This window comes from Shimia fortis (genome assembly GCF_040225985.1).
Lineage (GTDB): Bacteria > Pseudomonadota > Alphaproteobacteria > Rhodobacterales > Rhodobacteraceae > Shimia.
This window is the reverse complement of record NZ_JBBPEU010000023.1, coordinates 1-18,384: the sequence shown is the minus strand read 5'-3', so window position 1 is coordinate 18,384 and position 18,384 is coordinate 1. Positions and strand designations below refer to the sequence as shown.

The following is an 18,384-nucleotide window of genomic DNA, read 5'->3' as shown; positions in this document are numbered from 1 at the left end:
GCGCAGGAGATGACCGTCTGTCCGGTGGTGCGGGCAACGACACTCTGCGCGGCGGCACCGGCACCGACACGCTGAACGGCGGGGCCGGGGATGACACGTTCTACGTGGGGGATATGGCGGATTTCGTGCGTGGTGGGGCCGGGGATGATCGTGTCATCTTGTCCTGGTCCAGCACTGATCTGGACGGGGTCCGGGCCAACTCACAGCGTATCGTTCTGGAACGGGAGGGCGAAGCGTTGCGTCTTGCGCGCGATGTTGAATTTGTCCAGTTCACCAATGAAACGCTTGAGATGCAGGACCTTCTAGCCCGAATCCCCGCACCCGCGCGCGGCGTTCCGGTCATCACGGGCTCGGTGCAGCAGGGTGAGACCCTGAGCATTGACACGACCGCTATTTCCGATCCCAACGGGATGGGTCCGTTCAGTTTTCAGTGGTTCAGGGATGGCACCGCCATTGCCGGTGCGACCGGGCACACTCTGGTGCTGACCCAGAGCGATGTCGGGTTGCAGATTTCCGCGCGGGTCAGCTTTGTCGATGAGCTGGGCACAGTGGAAACGATGGACAGTGCCGCGACCCCGGCCGTGTTGAATATCAACGATCCCGTTCGGGGCCTTCCGGTGATTTCGGGTGAAGCGCGGCAGGGCGTGGCGCTGTTGGTTGACACCTCCGGTCTCTCGGATGCCGACGGCCTTGGCGACATGACTTACCAATGGGTGCGCGACGGCGCGCTGATCGAAGGGGCCACCAACGACCGTTACCTGCTGACCCAGGAGGACGTCAGTGCCGAAATTTCCGTGCGGGTCCGTTTTGTGGATGGGCAAGGGACCACGGAAACCGTGGAGAGCGTCCCAACGCAGAGTATTGAATCTGCGGCGTTGCATCTTGTCGGAACGGACGGCGCCGACACTCTGGAAGGAGCTGGGGGACAGGACACGCTGGACGGGCTGGATGGAGATGATCTCTTGCGCGGACTTTCGGGCGATGATCGCCTACTGGGCGGTGACGGGGTGGATGTTCTGGTTGGCGCGGCGGGCAATGACACCCTGATTGGCGGCGACAGCGAAAACGATCTGAGAGATGTTATCTATGGTGGCGACGGTGATGACAGCATTGACGGCGGCTATGGCAATGACGAACTGCGCGGAGACGCCGGCCATGATAGCATTGCCGGGAGTTATGGTGCCGACACGGTCATCGGGGGTGCAGGGGATGACGTTCTGACCGGAAGCGCCTTTGGTGACGTGATTTTCGGAGGGACCGGCAGTGATTTCATCAATGGCGGGTTTGGCCATGATCGTGTTAATGGCGGCGCGGATGGCGACCGATTCTATCATGTGGGTGTGTTTGGTCACGGATCGGACTGGATTCAGGACTACGATGCTGCAGCCGGTGACGTGTTGGTCTTTGGCAATGCATCAGCCACGGTTGCGCAGTTTCAGGTCAATACAGCAGAAACTGCAAACGCAGGGTCAGATGGCGTTAGCGAAAGTTTCGTGATTTACCGACCCACAGGCCAAATCATGTGGGCCCTTGTCGACGGCGCGGGTCAGGACAGCATCAACCTGATGATCGGCGGGCAAGTGTATGATATTTTGGGGTAATGTGAGTTGGTCTTTCGGTAAGGCAAGGCTTAGACTTAACTAAAAGAAACTGTGTGTTGGCGGGCGTTTAGGGAAGAGCGATGGCGGACATGCGCGAATTTGGGGCTTGGGGGAAAACGGATAAAGCCTCTGGCATGACACATGCGCTGTGCCACCATTCCGCGGATGTCGCGGCGGTGTTCCTTGCCCTGTTGTCGCAGCCGGTCTGGCGCTGGCGGGCGGAGACTGCGGCGGGTCGAACTCTGACAGATCGGGATGTGGCGCGGCTTGGGGCTTTGGTGTTTCTGCATGACATCGGCAAGATTTCACCCGCGTTTCAGGCCAAGGGGTGGCCTGCGGGCCTTTGGCGCGGGGGATATCAAAGCCATCTCGAGGCGGGCTGGCACTGGTGTGACAGTCTAGAAGAGCGTGAAGACACGGCGTTGGACGGGGTTGTGCCGGATCTCGTGGCGTGGCTGGGCGAAGAGGATTGGCTGTCGATGCTCTTTGCCCATCATGGACGGCCCGTTCAACAGCCCAACCCGACAGAACCTTGGCTGTCCGAAGAGCCGTATGACTGGCACGCGGAAGAAAGTCGCATGGGGGTAATGCTACGCGCATGGTTTCCCGAGGCGTTCGGGGCAGGCGCGCCGTTACCGGCCACCCAACGGTTCCGGCACTTCTTTGGTGGCGTCCTTGCGCTGGCGGATTGGGTTGGATCGGACCAGAGGGCCTTCCCGTTCGAAGCACAGCCGGATGTGGGATATTGGGTACGGGCACAAACAAGGGCCGCGCGCCGTTTGCGAGAGATCGGGTTGGATGTGCGGGGACGAGGAATCCTTGCGCTGATGGGGTTTACAGACTTGACAGGCTATGATGCGCCCTCGGCGGCGCAGGCCGAAATCGGCGCCTTGCCGGTCACGGCACGGTTGGCGGTGCTTGAAGCGGAAACCGGATCGGGCAAGACCGAAGCGGCACTGTGGCGCTATGCCAATTTGCGGGCGGCGGGCGCGGTGGATGGAATGTATTTCGCGGTGCCGACACGGGCGGCTGCGGCGCAGTTGCACGGGAGGGTCAACGCCGCGCTGGCTCGGGTCTATGACGATCCGCCCGAGGCGGTTCTGGCCATTCCGGGGCAGGTGGTGGCCGGCGCGGCCAGGGGGCAGCGTCTGCCGGATTGGTCTGTCCGGTGGGATGACGATGCGGGAACCGACACGCCGAACCGCTGGGCCGCGGAACACGCCACACGATATCTTGCAGCCGAGGTGGCTGTGGGCACGGTCGATCAGGCCATGCTGGCGGCGCTGATGGTCAAACACGCGCATTTGCGAGGTGCGGCGCTGGCGCGGTCGCTTTTGGTGATCGACGAAGTGCATGCCTCGGACTGCTACATGCGGCAGGTCCAGCGCGTGCTCCTTAAGGCGCATCTGGAACTTGGCGGCTACGCCTTGTTGATGTCGGCGACCCTGGGCGCGCAGGCACGGGCCGAGTTTCTGGGAGGGGATGTACCCCCTCTGGCCGAGGCCGTGGCCGCGCCCTATCCGGCGGTCTGGATACAGGGCGAGGCCTGCGCGCGACCGGCGGCGGGTCAGGGGAGCGGCAAGCGCGTTCATATGGATGCCGTGGCCGACTGGAGTGGCGAGGAGGCCGCAGATCGGGCAATTGCTGCGGCAAGGCAAGGCGCGCGGGTTCTGGTTATCCGCAATACGGTGCAACGAGCGCAGGAGACATTCGAGGCAGCCTGTAGGCTGGACACAGGGCTGGTCTTACAGGTGGCGGGTGGCCCTGCTTTGCACCATAGCCGCTTTTCTGCCGAGGACCGTGTCTTGCTGGATAAGGCAGTTGAGGGCGCATTGGGAAAAAGGGCGTCGCGGGGTAGGGGCTGCGTGGTGATTGGCACGCAGACGCTGGAACAGTCTCTGGATATTGATGCCGATCTGTTGATCACGGACCTTTGTCCGATGGATGTTCTGTTGCAGCGGATCGGGCGGCTGCATCGCCATGAGGGGCGCGCGCGGCCTGCCGGGTTCGAGGCGCCGCGTTGTGTGGTGCTGCATCCTGTGGACGGTCTTGCCCCGCTGATGACACGGGCCGAGAACGGCCTCGGCAGCTTTGACAAGAGCGGGCCGATTTCGGGGGTCTATGTGGATGTGCCGGGACTGGCGGCGACACTTGAACAGATTGGTGCGCATCCTGTGTGGGAGATTCCGCGCATGAACCGGGGGCTGGTCGAGGCGGCCACCCACCCCGAGGCGCTTGCGGCGCTGGCCGAAGCGCGGGGCCAGGCGTGGACTGACTATCGCACGCGCTTGACCGGTGCGAATCTCGCGCAACTGGGTATGGCGGCAAATGTGGTGCTGGACCGCGACGCGCCGCTTCCCCGGCAATATCCGAGCGACGAACAGGCCATCCAGACGCGCCTCGGCGAGGCAGGGCCGGTCTATGATTTGGAGGCGCCTTTGACCGGGCCGTTCGGTCGCCCCGTGCAGCGGTTTGCCTTGCCCGCGCAATGGGCACGGGGGCTGGACGGCACGGAAACGGCAACCCTTGAGCAGCAAGACACGGGTACTGTTCTCAACGTCGGCGACAGGCCTTTCCACTATGGGCGCTGCGGCTTGCAAAAGATGGAAAACCAATAAGGGTGACAGGTTTTGACAGGGTGGCATCTTAGTTTTTGATTGCGGAGGATGTTTCCTTTCCTACGCTCGTTAAAGATGAGTGAATCAAATATTAGATATATTCTAAGAGGATATTTCCGTTGATCGACACGGACCAGATCATGTCCGGGAATCTGCTGACAGAAGCAGTGTTTACGCCCGCAGGGCAGGGGGGCAATGCGCTGACCCTGCCCGGCCTGATGGCCGCAATGGCGCGGGGCGAGGTGCAGGGGCTGACCCGAATGCGCCCGCATCAGCGCCCGGCCTGGCATATGTTTCTTGTGCAACTGGCTGCGCTGGCTCTGTGGACCGCCGGGCGCGAGGAACCGCCCGGGGACGAGACCGAATGGGCCGCCTTGCTGCGTGGTTTGACGCCGGATTTCGAAGGTGATGCACCTTGGTGTCTTGCGGTGACGGACCGGACGAAACCGGCGTTCCTGCAGCCGCCGGATCCGGGGGAACTGAAATGGTCGCCCGTACCGACGCCCGACGCACTGGATATGGTGATCACCTCGCGCAACCACGATCTGAAAACCCGCGTGGCGATGGAAAACCATCCCCAGGATTGGGTGTTTGCGCTGGTGTCTTTGCAGACCATGGAGGGGTTCGGCGGAGCTGGAAACTATGGCATTGCGCGCATGAATGGCGGGTCATCCAGCCGCCCGATACTGGGTTTGGCTCCGGCGGGGCGCGATGCGCATAGCGTTGATGAAAGCCTGTGGTGGCAGCGAGATGTGCACCAACTGCTGACCAACCGCGCGGCGGGGGCAGCGGTCACGCCCTGTACGGTGGGCGGCACGGCGCTGGTCTGGCTGTTGGATTGGCCGGCCAAGGCCAGTCTGGACCCTGTGTCGCTGGACCCGTGGTTCATTGAGATTTGTCGCCATATCCGCTTGTGGCCTGACCGTGGGGGGTATCGTGCGGAACGCGCGACCTCGAAAGGCACGCGGATTCAGGCCAAGGCGTTCAAGGGCGTGTTGTTCGAACCCTGGGGACCGGTGCACCGCACAGAGAACAAGCTGCTGACGGTCGGAGATCGGGATTTCAATTATCGCCTGCTGCATCAGCTTCTTTTTGGCGGAGACTGGGACGCGCCCTTGCTGGCGCGTCATCATGCCGACGATCCTGACGATATGGTGTTGGTCGCCGAGGCGTTTTCGCGCGGGAACTCCAAGACCGACGGCTTCCGGTCGCGATTGGTGCCGGTGTCGCGCAAAGTGGTGCGCAGGGTGCTGGGCACCGAGGCGCGTAACCTGTCAGAGCAGCAAATGGAGGACATTGCCGATGTGTCCAAAGCGTTGCGCTGGGGGCTGGCGATGATGGCATGCGGCGGGCGGGATGAGGGGCCGTCCAAGGACGCGTATGCAGCCGCCCAACCCGCGCAAATCGCCTTTGACCGGGTGGTGGACGGGCTGTTTTTCCCGGCCCTTTGGGCGCAGCTTGAGGTTGCCGGCGGCACGCTGTCAGAGCGGGCGGCAGCGCGGCGGGGTTTTACGGATCAGCTGAAGGTCGCGGCGCGGCGGTGTTTTGAAGATGCGCTTCCGGGTGTGACCTGCCCCAGCATCTATCGGCCACGCGCCGAGGCGCGGGCGTGGCGGGCGTTCGAAGGCGCGCTGCGCAAGATCAATGCATCCCAGCAAGGAACAGGAGGGGCCAGCGATGACGCAGCCTGAGAACGAGGTTGGCAAGACCGCCATGTCGGTGGCCGGATCTCTGGCCATGGCGCAACCGGGGGATCTTGCGGCGCTGCGGCGCATGACGCCCGAGACCGGCGCGCCGTTGTTCTGGCGGTTGGCCGCGCGTCATGACGAGATTGCCCGTGCGCCGGAACGCTGGATGCAGATTGTGCGTATGATCGCGATCTTGACACCAACGGGCGCGCCGTCGCCCGCGCGCAGCGTGCAGGACGACAAACGCCCCTTGGGTGCGGTGCTGTGTGACGGCGGGCAGGCGGGGCATATTGACCAGCCGGTTTTGAGCGAACAGCGGCTCGCCCGCCTATTGGCGGCGCGCGGCAACACGCGGAGCGATGCGCTGGAACGCGCGGTGCGGATGCTGGCGCGGCGCGGTGTGAAACTGAACGTGGTTGATCTGGCCTGGGCGGTATTGAACCCCGCCGGAAGCGCGCGGATCGCACAAAGCTATTACCAGCGGCTGGATCAGGCCGCAGCGACCAAGACAGAGGACGTGACCCCATGACGAACCCGAGATTTCTGCAAATCCATTTCCTGACGCCCTATAGCTCGGTACTGCTCAATCGTGATGACAGCGGGCTGGCCAAACGGTTGCCGTTTGGTGGGGTGTTGCGCACCCGGGTGAGTTCTCAGTGTTTGAAACGGCACTGGCGGATCGCCGACGATCCGCACAATATTCACGGTATTGACGGGGCGGACGCAGCGTTCCGCTCGCGCGAGATCGTGGACCGAAAGGTGTTTGAACAGCTGCGCGAAACAGTAGATGCCGATGTGGTCGCTGAGTTTGAGAAGACCTTCAACGAGGTGGTCTATGGCGACAAGGGGGCCGATAAGAAATCGCGGCAGACCCTTTTGTTGGGCGAGGTCGAGATTGCCTGGCTGAAATCCGAGGCCGAGCGGCTGGTCGCCGACGCAGCGGGGGACAAGGGCGCGGCCAAGGACTTGGCCAAGGCGTGGAAGAAAGAGGGTGCCGCGAATTTCAAGGCGATGCGGCAGGGGGCAACCCTGCCCGGCGGTCTGACGGGTGCCCTGTTTGGTCGTATGGTGACCTCGGACCCCGAGGCCAATATCACCGCGCCCGTGCATGTGGCGCATGCCTTTACCGTGCACGCCGAAGAGGCCGAGAGCGACTATTTCGTGGCCGTGGATGACCTTGCGACCGGGGACGAGACCGGCGCAGATACCATTCAGGAAACCGAACTGACCTCGGGGCTGTTCTATGGTTATGTTGTGGTCGATATTCCTGGGCTGTTGAAGAATCTTGGCGGCAACGTGGCGCTGGCCGGGCAGGTGCTGCATAACCTGATCTACCTGATTGCCGAGGTGTCGCCCGGGGCCAAGCTGGGCTCGACCGCGCCTTACTCGCGCGCGGCGATGATGCTCTTGGAGGCGGGCGACCGCCAGCCGCGCAGCCTTGCCGATGCGTTCCGCTCGCCTTGCGCACCGGAAACCGGGCAGGCCGTTGCGGCCCTGTCGGATCATCTGGGCGCGCTGGATGCGGCTTATGCCACGGGCGAGGAACGCCGTGTCATGAGCCTGTCGAACGCACCCGTGCCCGGCGCCGAAGCTGGATCACTGGCCGATTTGGCGGCATGGGCTGATGCGCTGGCGGGGCGTCAGGGATGAGCCATCGCTGGCTGCATATGCACCTTGCCGCGCCGTTGATGAGTTTCGGCGGCGTGGCGATTGACCATGTCGGCCCGACGCGCGATTTTCCCGCCGCCTCGGCGCTAACCGGGTTGTTGGCTAACGCCTTGGGCTGGCGCTGGCAGGACCGGGCCGCGCACGTGGACCTGCAAGCGCGTCTTGTCTTTGGTGCGGGCATCGCGCGGCAAGGCAGGGTGGTGACGGATACGCAGAATGCCAAGCTGGAGAAGGCCGATAAAGGCTGGACCACGTGGGGCGCTCCGGAAGGCCGGGCCGGAGCCACCTATGATGCGCCCCACCGCCGCCAGCGCGACTATCTCGCGGATCACGCCTGCCATGTGGTCTTGCGCGTGGCCGAGGGCGATGGTCCCGACCTCGACACGTTGGCCGACGCGTTGCAGCGGCCTGTGCGGCCCTTGTTTCTGGGGCGCAAGCCCTGCCTGCCCTCGGTGCCGATCTTTGCGGGCTGGGCCACGGGCGACACGGCCCGCGCGGCGCTGACTTCGCTCGAGGTGGACTGGTCGGACGGTGGCGAGGCGCTCTGGCCGGAAACCGATGATTTGCCCGAGGGCGCCCGTATCGTCGACCTTGCCGATCTGCGCAATTGGGACAGCGGGTTGCACGGGGGCGCGCGGCCCGTGGTGCGCGGGAGGCTGGGATGAGTGATCTTCATCTGGTTCAGGCGCCAGTCAATATCGCTGCGCTGCATCAATGGGGCGAACGGCGCGGGCTGTCCCGGCGCGGGTTTTTGGATGAAGGCGCGGCCTTGCATCACCTGTTGGGCGAATGCTTCGGGCCTGCCGCGCTGCAACCTTTCCGGCTGATGCCGGGGCGGGGCAGGGGGGCGGCGTCGGTCTTTGCCTATGCCACGGATCCGTCCGAGGCGCTGCTCCAGCGGGCAGGGGCCGTCGCGACGCCAGACCTGTTGCCTGTTCTTGACCTATCAGGGTTGCGCTCGATGCCGCGCCCTGCGTCTGCGTGGCAGAGTGGCCAGAGGTTGGGCTTTGATCTGCGTCTGCGCCCCGTCGTGCGGCTGGCCAAGGCGCTTGAGCATGAGGGCGGGCGGTTTGCCAAAGGGGCCGAGGTGGATGCCTGGCTGAGCCATCGCCTCAACGGCGGAACGCTGGACCGCGAAGCGCTGTATCTCGACTGGTTGCAGGCGCGTCTGGGCGAGGCTGCGACTCTGGATCGCCAGACCACGCGGTTGGAGCGGTTTCAACGCAGCAAGGTGGCACGTGGCGGGCGCCTGTCGGAAGGGCCGGACGCGGTGGTGTTTGGCACCCTACAGGTCGGCGACCCGGCCCTGTTCGCCGAGAAACTGGCCAGTGGGGTCGGGCGGCACAAGAGTTACGGTTACGGCATGATCCTGCTGCGCCCGCCGCAACGCCCATGCTGAAGGGGCGGCTGGGGCTGGATACGGCCCGCATCCCCCACGCCGACCGCGCCGGGTTGTTGTATCTGGCGCGCGGGGCCCTGACGGCGCGCGACGGCACGCTGGCCTTCGAGCAGGGCACATCGGGGCCAGGCGATGCGCTGGCCCCCGGAGACTATGCGATTCCGTTGCAGGGCGTGTCGATGATCCTGCTTGGGCCGGGGTCCACCGTCAGCCATGATGCGTTGCGCCTGTTGTCCTTTGCCCGCACCGCGCTGGCCGCCGTGGGCGAGGATGGCGTGCGCCTTTATACTGCGCCACCGCTGATCCCCGACCGGTCCGGGCTGGCGCGGCAACAGGCGCGGCTGTGGGCCGATGACGACCTGCGCCTTATGTGCGCACGGCGCATGTATGCCTGGCGTCTGGGCGAGGTTTTGCCGCATCGCGACCTTGACGTGTTGCGCGGGATCGAGGGCGCCCGCATGAAACAGACCTACAAACTGTTGGCACAGCAGTTCGGGATCGACTGGCAGGGCCGCCGCTACGACCGCGCCCGCCCAGAGGCCGCCGATCTGCCGAACCAGGCGCTGAACCATGCCGCCAGCGCGGTCGAAGCCGCCGCCGCCATCGCCGTGTCAGCCACCGCCACTATCCCACAATTGGGGTTCATCCACGAAGACCCCGGCCAAAGCTTTGTGCTGGATGTCGCGGATCTCTATCGTGACAGCATCACCATCCCTTGCGCCTTTCGTGCCGCCGCTCAGGAACGCGACCACCCTGGTATGGGGATCGAGCGACGCACTCGCCGTCTGGTGGGACGGCAACTGGCCGAAGACAAGGTGATCGCGGCCATGATCGACCGCATCAAGGCGCTGATGACAGGAGAGGACTGATGCCCCTGACGGTGATCGTGACACGCGATGTCGAGGCCCGTTATCGCGGCTTTCTGACGTCGGCCATGCTTGAGGTGTCGCCGGGCGTTTACGTGGCGCCGGACATGACCAAGGGCGTGCGCGAAAGGGTCTGGGCGGTGATGCGGGACTGGCACCTGACGCTCGGGCGCGGCTCGCTCACCCTGTTGTGGCGCGACAAGAGCGCCGTGGGGCATCTGCGTATCGAGACATTGGGCGAACCCCCGAAGAATATCGTGGACGCAGACGGCGTTTTGCTCGTAAAACGAAAGTAGAGACGGGGTTTGCTCGCCTCACGTTTTTTGATAATTGAAGAATACCATCGGGTTACGCCCAAGAGGTTCCCCCGCACCCGCGGGGATAGACCCCGCCATTGCCAGCGCAACAGCCATGTCGATGCGGTTCCCCCGCACCCGCGGGGATAGACCCGCCCAGCGGGGTGGTCAGCTTTTCTTCCTCCAGGTTCCCCCGCACCCGCGGGGATAGACCCCGCTCAGCTTTTCTACTACGATTGCCATGTCTGGTTCCCCCGCACCCGCGGGGATAGACCCGCGCGATACATGGTGCTTACCAGATCGCATCTGGTTCCCCCGCACCCGCGGGGATAGACCCGGCGTAAAGTCGTGGCAGGAAAAGGAAGCCTAGGTTCCCCCGCACCCGCGGGGATAGACCCTCAAAGAGGTTCAAGACCAATCCTGATCTGGAGGTTCCCCCGCACCCGCGGGGATAGACCCTGCCCCCGTGGGATATTCCGGGCGCGCAGGCCGGTTCCCCCGCACCCGCGGGGATAGACCTTTTCCTACCTACTGCCGGAGTAAGCGCGTATGGGTTCCCCCGCACCCGCGGGGATAGACCCATCATTTCCGCTGGCACCGCCGATCCCGACACGGTTCCCCCGCACCCGCGGGGATAGACCCCGGAGATAGCATAACGACAAGCGCAAAACATAGGTTCCCCCGCACCCGCGGGGATAGACCCCTACGACGACGCGCACCATTGAGCCGCGTCTGGGTTCCCCCGCACCCGCGGGGATAGACCCTTTGCGGGTCGGGATGGGGGGATAATCAAAAGGGTTCCCCCGCACCCGCGGCGATAATAGATGTGTGCCGTCAAAACGCTTCAAGGCGTTGGGCCTGTTAAATTTTTTGATGTGGTGTGGCGTCGGTTTAACCCTCTACCACCGGATAGAACGGTTTGCCCCAGTCTTCTGAGGCGTGATCCATCATCAGGTTGATGAACACCGGCACGAGGTCGGCGAGGATGGCGGTGGCGTCGCGGAGCTGGGCGCGGTTGACCGAGCTGTTCCAGGTGGCGCCGCCGTGGATGGTCTGGTTGCGCAGGACGTAGAGGCGGTCGAACAGCATCGAGAGAATGGTAACGGTGTCATTATTCGAGACGGCGTGGGTAAAGCGGGTTTGGGCGGCGTTAAAGCGGTCTTGCCAATCCTCATAGCCCGGCACGCCATTGTGGAACTTCCAGAAGGGGGAAAACACATACCGGTTGCCGAGAAAAACGCGGATAGGGCCGGTGAACTTGGTCCAGACCGCGTTGTAGATGCGGTTGTCGGCATCAAACTCGGAGAGTTTCTGGAAGTAATCCCTAAAAACATCACGCTCGCTCAAATCGAAGCTCTCCTGTTCTGCGGCATAGGCGGCATTGAAGGCGATCCAGTAGAACAGGAAGGCGGCGTCGGGATCATCCGTTTCCTGTTCGGCCCGGCCCAGCCAGCTGATGGCGCGGTGGATACGCAGGCCGAAATCCTGCGGAAAGTCGTGCCGGATCGCTCGCTGGCGGATTTTGAGTGTTTCAAATGTGGACATGCGCGAAATACCCCTTTTCAATACAACCCATGCTGGCGGCTTTCCGCCTGATATGCAATGTTGGACATGTATTTAGGGGCGGGGCGCGCGGAGATGTCGTTCGAAAAAGCCAAAGACTTGTTAAAACTTGCCGATATGGCTGCCGCGCGGCATCGGGGCGTGAGCCTGAACGAGATTGTCGAGTCTTTCAACGTCACGCGCCGTACCGCGCAGCGCATGACACAGGCCCTGCAAGAGGCGTTTCCCCTGTCGGTGGACATCACCGAAGATGCGGACCGCACCCGGCGCTGGCGGATGAAGCCCTCGCCGCTCTCGGCGATGGCGCTGGACGGCGCGGACGAGCTTGAGGCGCTGGATGTGGCCCTCTCGCGGCTGGATGATCCGGCGGATGCCCGGCAGCACAAGGCGCTGGCGGCGCTTCGGGAACGGTTGCTTGCGGCCCTGCCTTCCCCCAATGCCCGCCGTGCAGAAGCCGATGCCGAGAGCCTTTTGGAAGCCTATGGCATGGCGGCGCGTCCGGGGCCGGTGGCGCGGGTGCAAAGTGGCGTGGTCGAAGCGGTTTCCGAGTCGCTGAGGGGGCCATACAGGTTGCTGATCCGCTATCAGGGGGCGCAGAGGCTGGTAGAGCCCTATGGAGTTCTGCTCGGCGCACGCCGGTATCTGGTGGCGCGCCAGCCTGACAAGGATGACAGGCTGCGTCATTTCCGGCTGGACCGGATCGAAGAGGCAGAGGCTACGGAGGAATGGTTTGCACGGGACGCGGGGTTTGATTTGCAGAGCCATGCGGCGCAGGCGTTCGGATCCTATCACAACGACACCCAGTATACCGAGGTGATCTGGCGGTTTTCGCCCGAGGCCGCGGAACGGGCCTTGTCATGGGAATTCCATCCGGGACAAGAGACAAAGATGCTTGAGGACGGGCGGCTTGAGGTACGGTTCAGGGCAGGGGGATGGCTCGAGATGGCCTGGCATCTCTACCAGTGGGGGGATTGCGTCGAGGTTGTCGCCCCCGCGGAGCTGGCCGCGATGGTGCACCCGGCGCGCAGGGATGATTTCGACGCACTTCCCTGATGATGTTTCACTTTTGTTCTGAATTTCAAGGTTTTTCTGGGGGCGGGGTATGCACCCCGCGACAGCTTTTGTCATCCTTATTGCGCAAATTGAGTCGGGTTGGCGTCAAGGGGCGCGATTCTGATCGTTTTAGGGGACAGTCATGACCGGATTTACATTTGTACACACATCGGATTTGCACCTGGGCAAGGGCTTTGGCCAGATGCCCGAAGATCTGCGGGGGCGCCTGATCGAGGCGCGGCACGAGGTGCTGGACCGTCTGATCCAGGTGGCACGGGATCACGGGGCGGGGCATATCCTGATCGCGGGCGATACGTTTGACACAACAGGCCCGTCGGGGCAGGTGCGGCGGCAGGCCGCCACGGTGATGAGCGGGGCCAACGACATCCAGTGGTGGATCATTCCAGGCAACCATGACTCGCTGGCCGGAGAAGAGCTTTGGCGGCGGTTGGACGAAGAAACTGGGCCAAATGTGCACGTCCTGCGAACGCCCGAGCCGGTACGTCCCGCGCCGGGTGTCGCGCTGCTGCCTGCGCCGTGGCCGCGCCAGTTTCCCGGCGTGGATCTGAGCGAATGGATGGTGGATTGCCAGACGCCGGAAGACGAGATCCGGATCGGGCTGGCGCATGGCGGCGTGGTGGATTTTGGCGAGAATTTTGACAGTTCGGCGACGATCCCGCCTGATCGAGACCGGTCGGCACGGCTGGACTACCTTGCTCTGGGGGATTGGCACGGGGCGCTGGAGATCGGGCCGCGCGTGCGGTTTTCAGGATCGCCCGAACGCGACAGGTTTCGTCATACGGGACGGGGCAGTTGCACGGTGGTGACCATTGCCGGGGCTGGGCAGGTGCCGCAGATCCAGATTGTCGAAACCGGCCGGTTTTCGTGGCAAGCCCCTGTTCTGACGCTCACACCGGACGAGGATGCGGCGGCGGCGCTATCGCAGGTGCTTGATCCTGATCAGGGGGCGCGGCGCGATATTCTGATGCGTGTCGAGGTTCAGGGATTTCTTCGGCTGTCAGGACTAGGGCATCTGGACGATGCGGTAGTCGAGGCTGCGCCGGACTTTGCCTATTTCGATATGGATGACGGTAATCTGACGATCGAATACGAACTTGAGGACATCGACCTGATCGCACCCTCGGGCGCGCTGCGCGAGGCGGCGGACGAATTGTTGGCCGAGGCGACTGGCGAGGGTCTTTCCGAAGAAGAGATGCAGGTGGCGCAAGCGGCGCTGAACCGCCTGTGGACGCTGGTGCGCGAGGGGTAAGAGATGCAGATCAAGTCAGTTTCCCTGCGTAATGTGCGCCAGTTCATCGATCCGGTTTCGATCCGCGATTTCGGCCCCGGTCTGAACCTCCTGACCGCATCGAACGAGGCGGGCAAATCCACGTTTTTCGACGCGCTGCATGCGGCCTTCTATTTCCCGCACCGGTCGTGGAAGCAGAAAGAGGCCAAACAGCTTGAACCGCGGTCCGGTGGCGACCCCGAGGTTGAGGTTGCGTTCGACTATGACGGGGCGGTCTGGAAAATCGGCAAACGGTGGTCGTCCAGTGCCGCCCGCCGGCAGGCGCGGCTTTGGAAAGACGACGTGCTTGTCGCGCAGGCGGGCGAGGCCGAAGACCGGTTGGCCGAAATTCTGGGGGCCAGTGCCGAAGGGGGACCGGCGGGTCTTTTGTGGGTGCGTCAGGGCGTTGTCGAAATGTCCGAACGCGGCGAAGAGCAGGATGCGCGACGCGGGATCATGGATTCGGTCGCCGGAGAGGTCGAGGCCATGACCGGGGGCCGCCGCATGGAAGAGGCGCTCAATGCGGTACGCAAGGCGATCGACGCCGAGATGACCACACGCGGCCCCAAACGCGGGAGCGAGCTGGAACGTCTGACCGGAGAGGTGGACTACCTTGGGAAGGAACAGAGCCGCTTGCAAGACCTTGTCCGGCGCCAAGAGAGCGATCTTGAATTGCGGCGAAAGCTGCGTCTTGAACTGGCGGAGTTGACCGATCCGGAAAGCCGCCATGCGGACGAACAGGCGGCGCGCAAGGCCGCGCAGGATCTTGAAGCGGCCAAGGCCCATGACGAAAAGGTCAAGGCGGCGGGGGCCTCTCTGGCGTCGCAAGAAGCGAAGCGGGACAGCGTGCAAGGGGCGATTGATGCCTTGTCGCTGAAACTGACCGAAAAGCAACAGGCCGAAGAGGCGCAGATACAAGCGGCCGAGGCTTTCAAAGCCGGTCAACAGGCGCTGGCGGATGCCGAGACCCGTTTGGGCACCGCACGGCAAGACGATGCCGCAGCCGATCAGGAACAGCGGGCGTGTCGCGACATGCGCGACCGGATCCTGAAAGCGCAGGCCGCCCAAGCGGCCCGATCGCGACGGACTGATCTGGAGAAACGGATAGCGGATGCTGAAGCTTTGCGCGCGCGAACTGAAACGCTGGATGCGGAAATCGCGCAGGGCCTGTCGGCCAAGGCGCTGGCCGCGCTTGAGGCGCATGAGGCCAATCTTAACGTCGCGATCCGGGCGCGGGACAGAGCAGCGGCGTCTTTTACCGTGCGGTATGAGGCTGAGAGTGTTGGGAGAATCCGGATTGGTGGCGCGCCGGTAGACGGGGACACGGCCCGTTCCATCACCGAAACCACAGTGCTGGACATCGACGGGATCGGGGCTCTGGAATTGCGACCGCCTGTCGGGGCAGGGGACGAAAGTGTCGAGGCCGCGCGTGTTGTCCTGCAAGAGGCTTTGACGACAAACGGGTTTGAAGACATGGCCGCTGCGCGGGTTTCTGCGGTAAAACGGGCTGCGGATGAAGACGTGTTGCGGGGCCTAACGGCCCAGTTTGCAGCGATTGCACCGGACGGGATCGACGCATTGCGAAAAGCTCTTGCCGTCTTGCCGGTGACGGGCGAAGGGGTTGAGAATTTGCCCGCGCTGGATGCGGCAGAGGCCGCACTGGATAACGCAGATGTGGTGCGGGCCAAGTCGGGGGCAACCCTGCGCGAGGCACAGACAGCTTTTGATCTGGCTGACAAGGCATTTGCCCGTCTGGAAGGCGCGGCAACTTCGGCCGGGGAAAGGCTGGTCCGTGCGACAACCGCTTTGGGCGCGCATGACGACCCCGTGACGGATCTGGAACAGATGCGCGCCGAGGTCGCAACTTTGGAGGACGCGGTTGTTGCAGCGCGCGGGGCGCTTACGGCGCTGGAAGCGCAGGCCCCAGATCTGCGCGCGGCCGAAGCCGTGGCCCAGCGGACAGCTTCGGTTCTCGAGGCGACGCGCACGCGGGTGGCGGCACTGGAAAGGCAGCTGGCCGAGTTGAACGGGGCGATCGGGCAGCGCGGATCGGAAGGGATAGAAGAAGAGCTGGAAACGGTGTCCGGCCAGCTTGCCGCGCGCCGCACCCGCCTCGAAAAGCTGCAATTCGACATTCGCGCCAACAAACGGTTGCTGAAGGCGCTTGAGGACGCACAGGCGCGGGCCCGTAACCGTCATGTTGCCCCCGTGGTGCAGGAACTTGTGCCCCTGCTGCGGTTGATCTGGCCGGATGCGGACCCTGTGGTGAACGCCGAAACCGGCATGATCACCTCGGTCACTCGCCGCGCGGTCGAGGAAGACTTCGACGTCCTGTCCGGCGGCACGCGTGAGCAGATCTCTCTGTTGGTGCGGCTGGCTTTTGCCCGCATTCTTGCACGCGAGGGGCGTCCGGCGCCGGTTATTCTGGATGACGCCATTGTCTATACCGATGACGAACGGATCGAGCAGATGTTCAATGCCCTGACCCAACAGGCGCAGGATGTGCAGATCATCGTCTTTTCCTGCCGGCAGCGGGCCTTCAGGGCACTTGGCGGCACACCTCTGGTGATTTCGAGAGAGGACGCGGCATGAAACGCGACAAGACCGGAGACATCCGCCTGTCGGCATCGGACCTGATGCGGTTCATGTCCTGTGCCCATGCCACCGCGCTGGATTTGCAGCGGCTGAACGGGATTGGCCCGACGCCGGTTGAGGACAGCGCCGATGCGGCGTTGTTGCAGAAACAGGGAGATGCGCACGAGGCGGCGCATCTTGCGCAACTGCGCGCAGAAGGGCGCAGTCTGGCCGTGATAGAGACGGATGATGTTCCTTTTGAACACGCGGTTGCCGCCACAAGCGAAGCGCTTCGGCAGGGGCCGGAGATCGTGTTTCAGGGGGCGCTGGAAGGGGGCATGTGGGGTGGCTACAGTGATTTTCTTGAACGGGTTGAGACCCCGTCAAAGCTCGGGGCTTGGTCTTACGAAGTGGCCGATACCAAGCTGAAACGCAAACCTGCGCCGGGGCATGTTCTGCAACTTGTGCTCTATTCCGACCTTTTGGCCGAGGTGCAGGGCGTGATGCCGACCGAGGCCCATGTTGAGCTTGGAGATGGCGCGCGGTTCTCGTTCCGTCTGTCGGAATATGCTGCTTATGCCCGTGGGGCACGGCGGCGTCTGGAAAGCTTTGTCACCCGGCCCAACGAGACGCGTCCTGTGCCCTGCAAGACCTGCGGTCTCTGCCGCTGGCGCGAACACTGCGCGCAAGTCTGGAAAGAGCAGGACAGCCTGTATCAGGTGGCCGGGATCTCGGGGACGCAGGTGCAGCGGCTTGAGGCGGAAGGCATTGCCACGATGCAGGTGCTTGCCGAGAGTGACGGGCGGGTGCCGCGCATTGCCAGTGCGACGCTGGAGAAGCTGCGGACGCAGGCGCGTCTGCAACATGCGCGCAAATCCGGCCCACCCGTGGTCGAGCTGCAGCCGCGCGTCGAGGGCAGGGGGTTCGACTTGTTGCCTGAACCACAAAAGGGCGACCTGTTTTATGATATCGAGGGCGATCCCTTTTATCGCGAGGGCGCGGCGGACGGGCTGGAATATTTGCATGGTGTCTGGGACGGGTCCGCATTTACGGCGCTTTGGGCGCATGACCATACAGAGGAAAAGCAGTCATTGATGCGGCTGTTTTCGCTGTTCGAGGCGCAGACCGAAACCTATCCCAAGGCCCGCATCTATCACTATGCGCCCTATGAAATTACCGCTCTGAAAAAGCTGTGCACCCGCTATGGCTTTGGCGAGGCGCTGCTTGACCGCTGGTTGAGGGAGGGGCGGTTCGTGGATCTCTATGCCGTGGTGCGGGGCGGGATCATAACCTCGGAGAAAAGCTATTCCATCAAGGATATGGAAGCCTTCTATGACATTGATCGCACGGGCGAGGTCACCACGGCAGGCGGATCGGTTGTCGCTTACGAGGACTGGCGCGAGAGCGGCGACCAACAAATCCTTGACGAGATCGAGGAGTATAACCGGGTCGATTGTGTTTCGACGGAATACCTGCGCGACTGGCTGTTGGGGTTGCGCCCCGAAGATGCGGTGTGGAACGACCTGACGGACCCGACGTCCGAGCGGGCCGAGGCACAGGAGGCCGAGATCGACCTGTTGCATGACATGATCGCGGCTTCGGACCTTTCGGAAGAGCGCAAAAACCTGTTGTACGATCTCGGGGTGTTCCACCAGCGCGAGGCCAAGCCCGCAGCCTGGGCGGTGTTTGATGCGGCAACCAAACAGTTCGAGGATCTCTGCGATGATCTGGATTGCCTGGCCGGGTTGCGGGCGCAGTCGCCCGCAACGA

At 63.4% G+C, this 18,384-nt stretch carries 14 protein-coding genes and 1 CRISPR repeat array; of the genes, 13 read left to right on the top strand and 1 reads right to left on the bottom strand.

Features of this window, described 5'->3' with window-relative positions; all coding sequences use genetic code 11:
- The 9 genes from WNE31_RS18055 to cas2e form a co-directional block, all read left to right on the top strand.
- On the top strand, window positions 1-1,601 hold a 1,601-nt coding region (locus WNE31_RS18055), incomplete at its 5' end, for a hypothetical protein (RefSeq protein WP_349981343.1).
- Window positions 1,602-1,681: 80 nt separating this feature from the next.
- The gene (gene cas3, locus WNE31_RS18050; protein ID WP_349981342.1) at window positions 1,682-4,219 is read left to right on the top strand and encodes a CRISPR-associated helicase Cas3'; all 2,538 of its coding nucleotides are present in this window, start codon (window positions 1,682-1,684) and stop codon (window positions 4,217-4,219) included.
- Between the two features lie 119 nt (window positions 4,220-4,338).
- Window positions 4,339-5,910, top strand: a complete 1,572-nt coding sequence (locus WNE31_RS18045; protein WP_349981341.1) for a hypothetical protein — start codon at window positions 4,339-4,341, stop codon at window positions 5,908-5,910.
- Window positions 5,897-6,436, top strand: a complete 540-nt coding sequence (locus WNE31_RS18040; RefSeq protein ID WP_349981340.1) for a type I-E CRISPR-associated protein Cse2/CasB — start codon at window positions 5,897-5,899, stop codon at window positions 6,434-6,436. Before WNE31_RS18045 ends, WNE31_RS18040 begins: the two co-directional genes overlap by 14 nt.
- Window positions 6,433-7,557 (top strand): type I-E CRISPR-associated protein Cas7/Cse4/CasC, encoded by a 1,125-nt coding sequence (gene cas7e, locus WNE31_RS18035; protein WP_349981339.1) that lies wholly within the window; start codon window positions 6,433-6,435, stop codon window positions 7,555-7,557. Before WNE31_RS18040 ends, cas7e begins: the two co-directional genes overlap by 4 nt.
- A complete protein-coding gene (cas5e, locus tag WNE31_RS18030; protein WP_349981338.1) occupies window positions 7,554-8,240 on the top strand; it encodes a type I-E CRISPR-associated protein Cas5/CasD in 687 nt (228 codons plus the stop codon). The genes cas7e and cas5e overlap by 4 nt, the downstream gene beginning before the upstream one ends.
- Window positions 8,237-8,974 carry a type I-E CRISPR-associated protein Cas6/Cse3/CasE gene (locus tag WNE31_RS18025; protein WP_349981337.1) on the top strand — a complete coding sequence of 246 codons (738 nt, stop codon included), beginning with the start codon at window positions 8,237-8,239 and terminating at the stop codon, window positions 8,972-8,974. The genes cas5e and WNE31_RS18025 overlap by 4 nt, the downstream gene beginning before the upstream one ends.
- Window positions 8,968-9,843, top strand: coding sequence for a type I-E CRISPR-associated endonuclease Cas1e (cas1e, locus tag WNE31_RS18020; RefSeq protein ID WP_349981336.1), 876 nt, complete (start codon window positions 8,968-8,970; stop codon window positions 9,841-9,843). Before WNE31_RS18025 ends, cas1e begins: the two co-directional genes overlap by 7 nt.
- Window positions 9,843-10,136, top strand: coding sequence for a type I-E CRISPR-associated endoribonuclease Cas2e (gene cas2e / locus WNE31_RS18015; RefSeq protein WP_349981335.1), 294 nt, complete (start codon window positions 9,843-9,845; stop codon window positions 10,134-10,136). The genes cas1e and cas2e overlap by 1 nt, the downstream gene beginning before the upstream one ends.
- Window positions 10,137-10,200: 64 nt before the next feature.
- Window positions 10,201-10,900: a CRISPR direct-repeat array (repeat unit 29 nt; unit sequence GGTTCCCCCGCACCCGCGGGGATAGACCC).
- Window positions 10,901-11,027: 127 nt separating this feature from the next.
- Here the strand turns inward: cas2e and WNE31_RS18010 are convergent.
- Complete coding sequence (locus tag WNE31_RS18010; RefSeq protein ID WP_349981334.1) at window positions 11,028-11,681, bottom strand: hypothetical protein; 654 nt, start codon at window positions 11,679-11,681, stop codon at window positions 11,028-11,030.
- Window positions 11,682-11,774: 93 nt separating this feature from the next.
- Here WNE31_RS18010 and WNE31_RS18005 point away from each other — a divergent pair, with 93 nt between their 5' ends.
- The 4 genes from WNE31_RS18005 to WNE31_RS17990 form a co-directional block, all read left to right on the top strand.
- Window positions 11,775-12,752 carry a helix-turn-helix transcriptional regulator gene (locus WNE31_RS18005; RefSeq protein WP_349981333.1) on the top strand — a complete coding sequence of 326 codons (978 nt, stop codon included), beginning with the start codon at window positions 11,775-11,777 and terminating at the stop codon, window positions 12,750-12,752.
- Window positions 12,753-12,894: 142 nt separating this feature from the next.
- Window positions 12,895-14,022 carry a metallophosphoesterase family protein gene (locus tag WNE31_RS18000; protein WP_349981332.1) on the top strand — a complete coding sequence of 376 codons (1,128 nt, stop codon included), beginning with the start codon at window positions 12,895-12,897 and terminating at the stop codon, window positions 14,020-14,022.
- 3 nt (window positions 14,023-14,025) lie between these two features.
- Complete coding sequence (locus WNE31_RS17995) at window positions 14,026-16,632, top strand: AAA family ATPase (RefSeq protein WP_349981331.1); 2,607 nt, start codon at window positions 14,026-14,028, stop codon at window positions 16,630-16,632.
- The coding region (locus WNE31_RS17990; RefSeq protein ID WP_349981330.1) for a TM0106 family RecB-like putative nuclease at window positions 16,629-18,384 on the top strand (1,756 nt) is incomplete at its 3' end. The genes WNE31_RS17995 and WNE31_RS17990, both read left to right, overlap by 4 nt.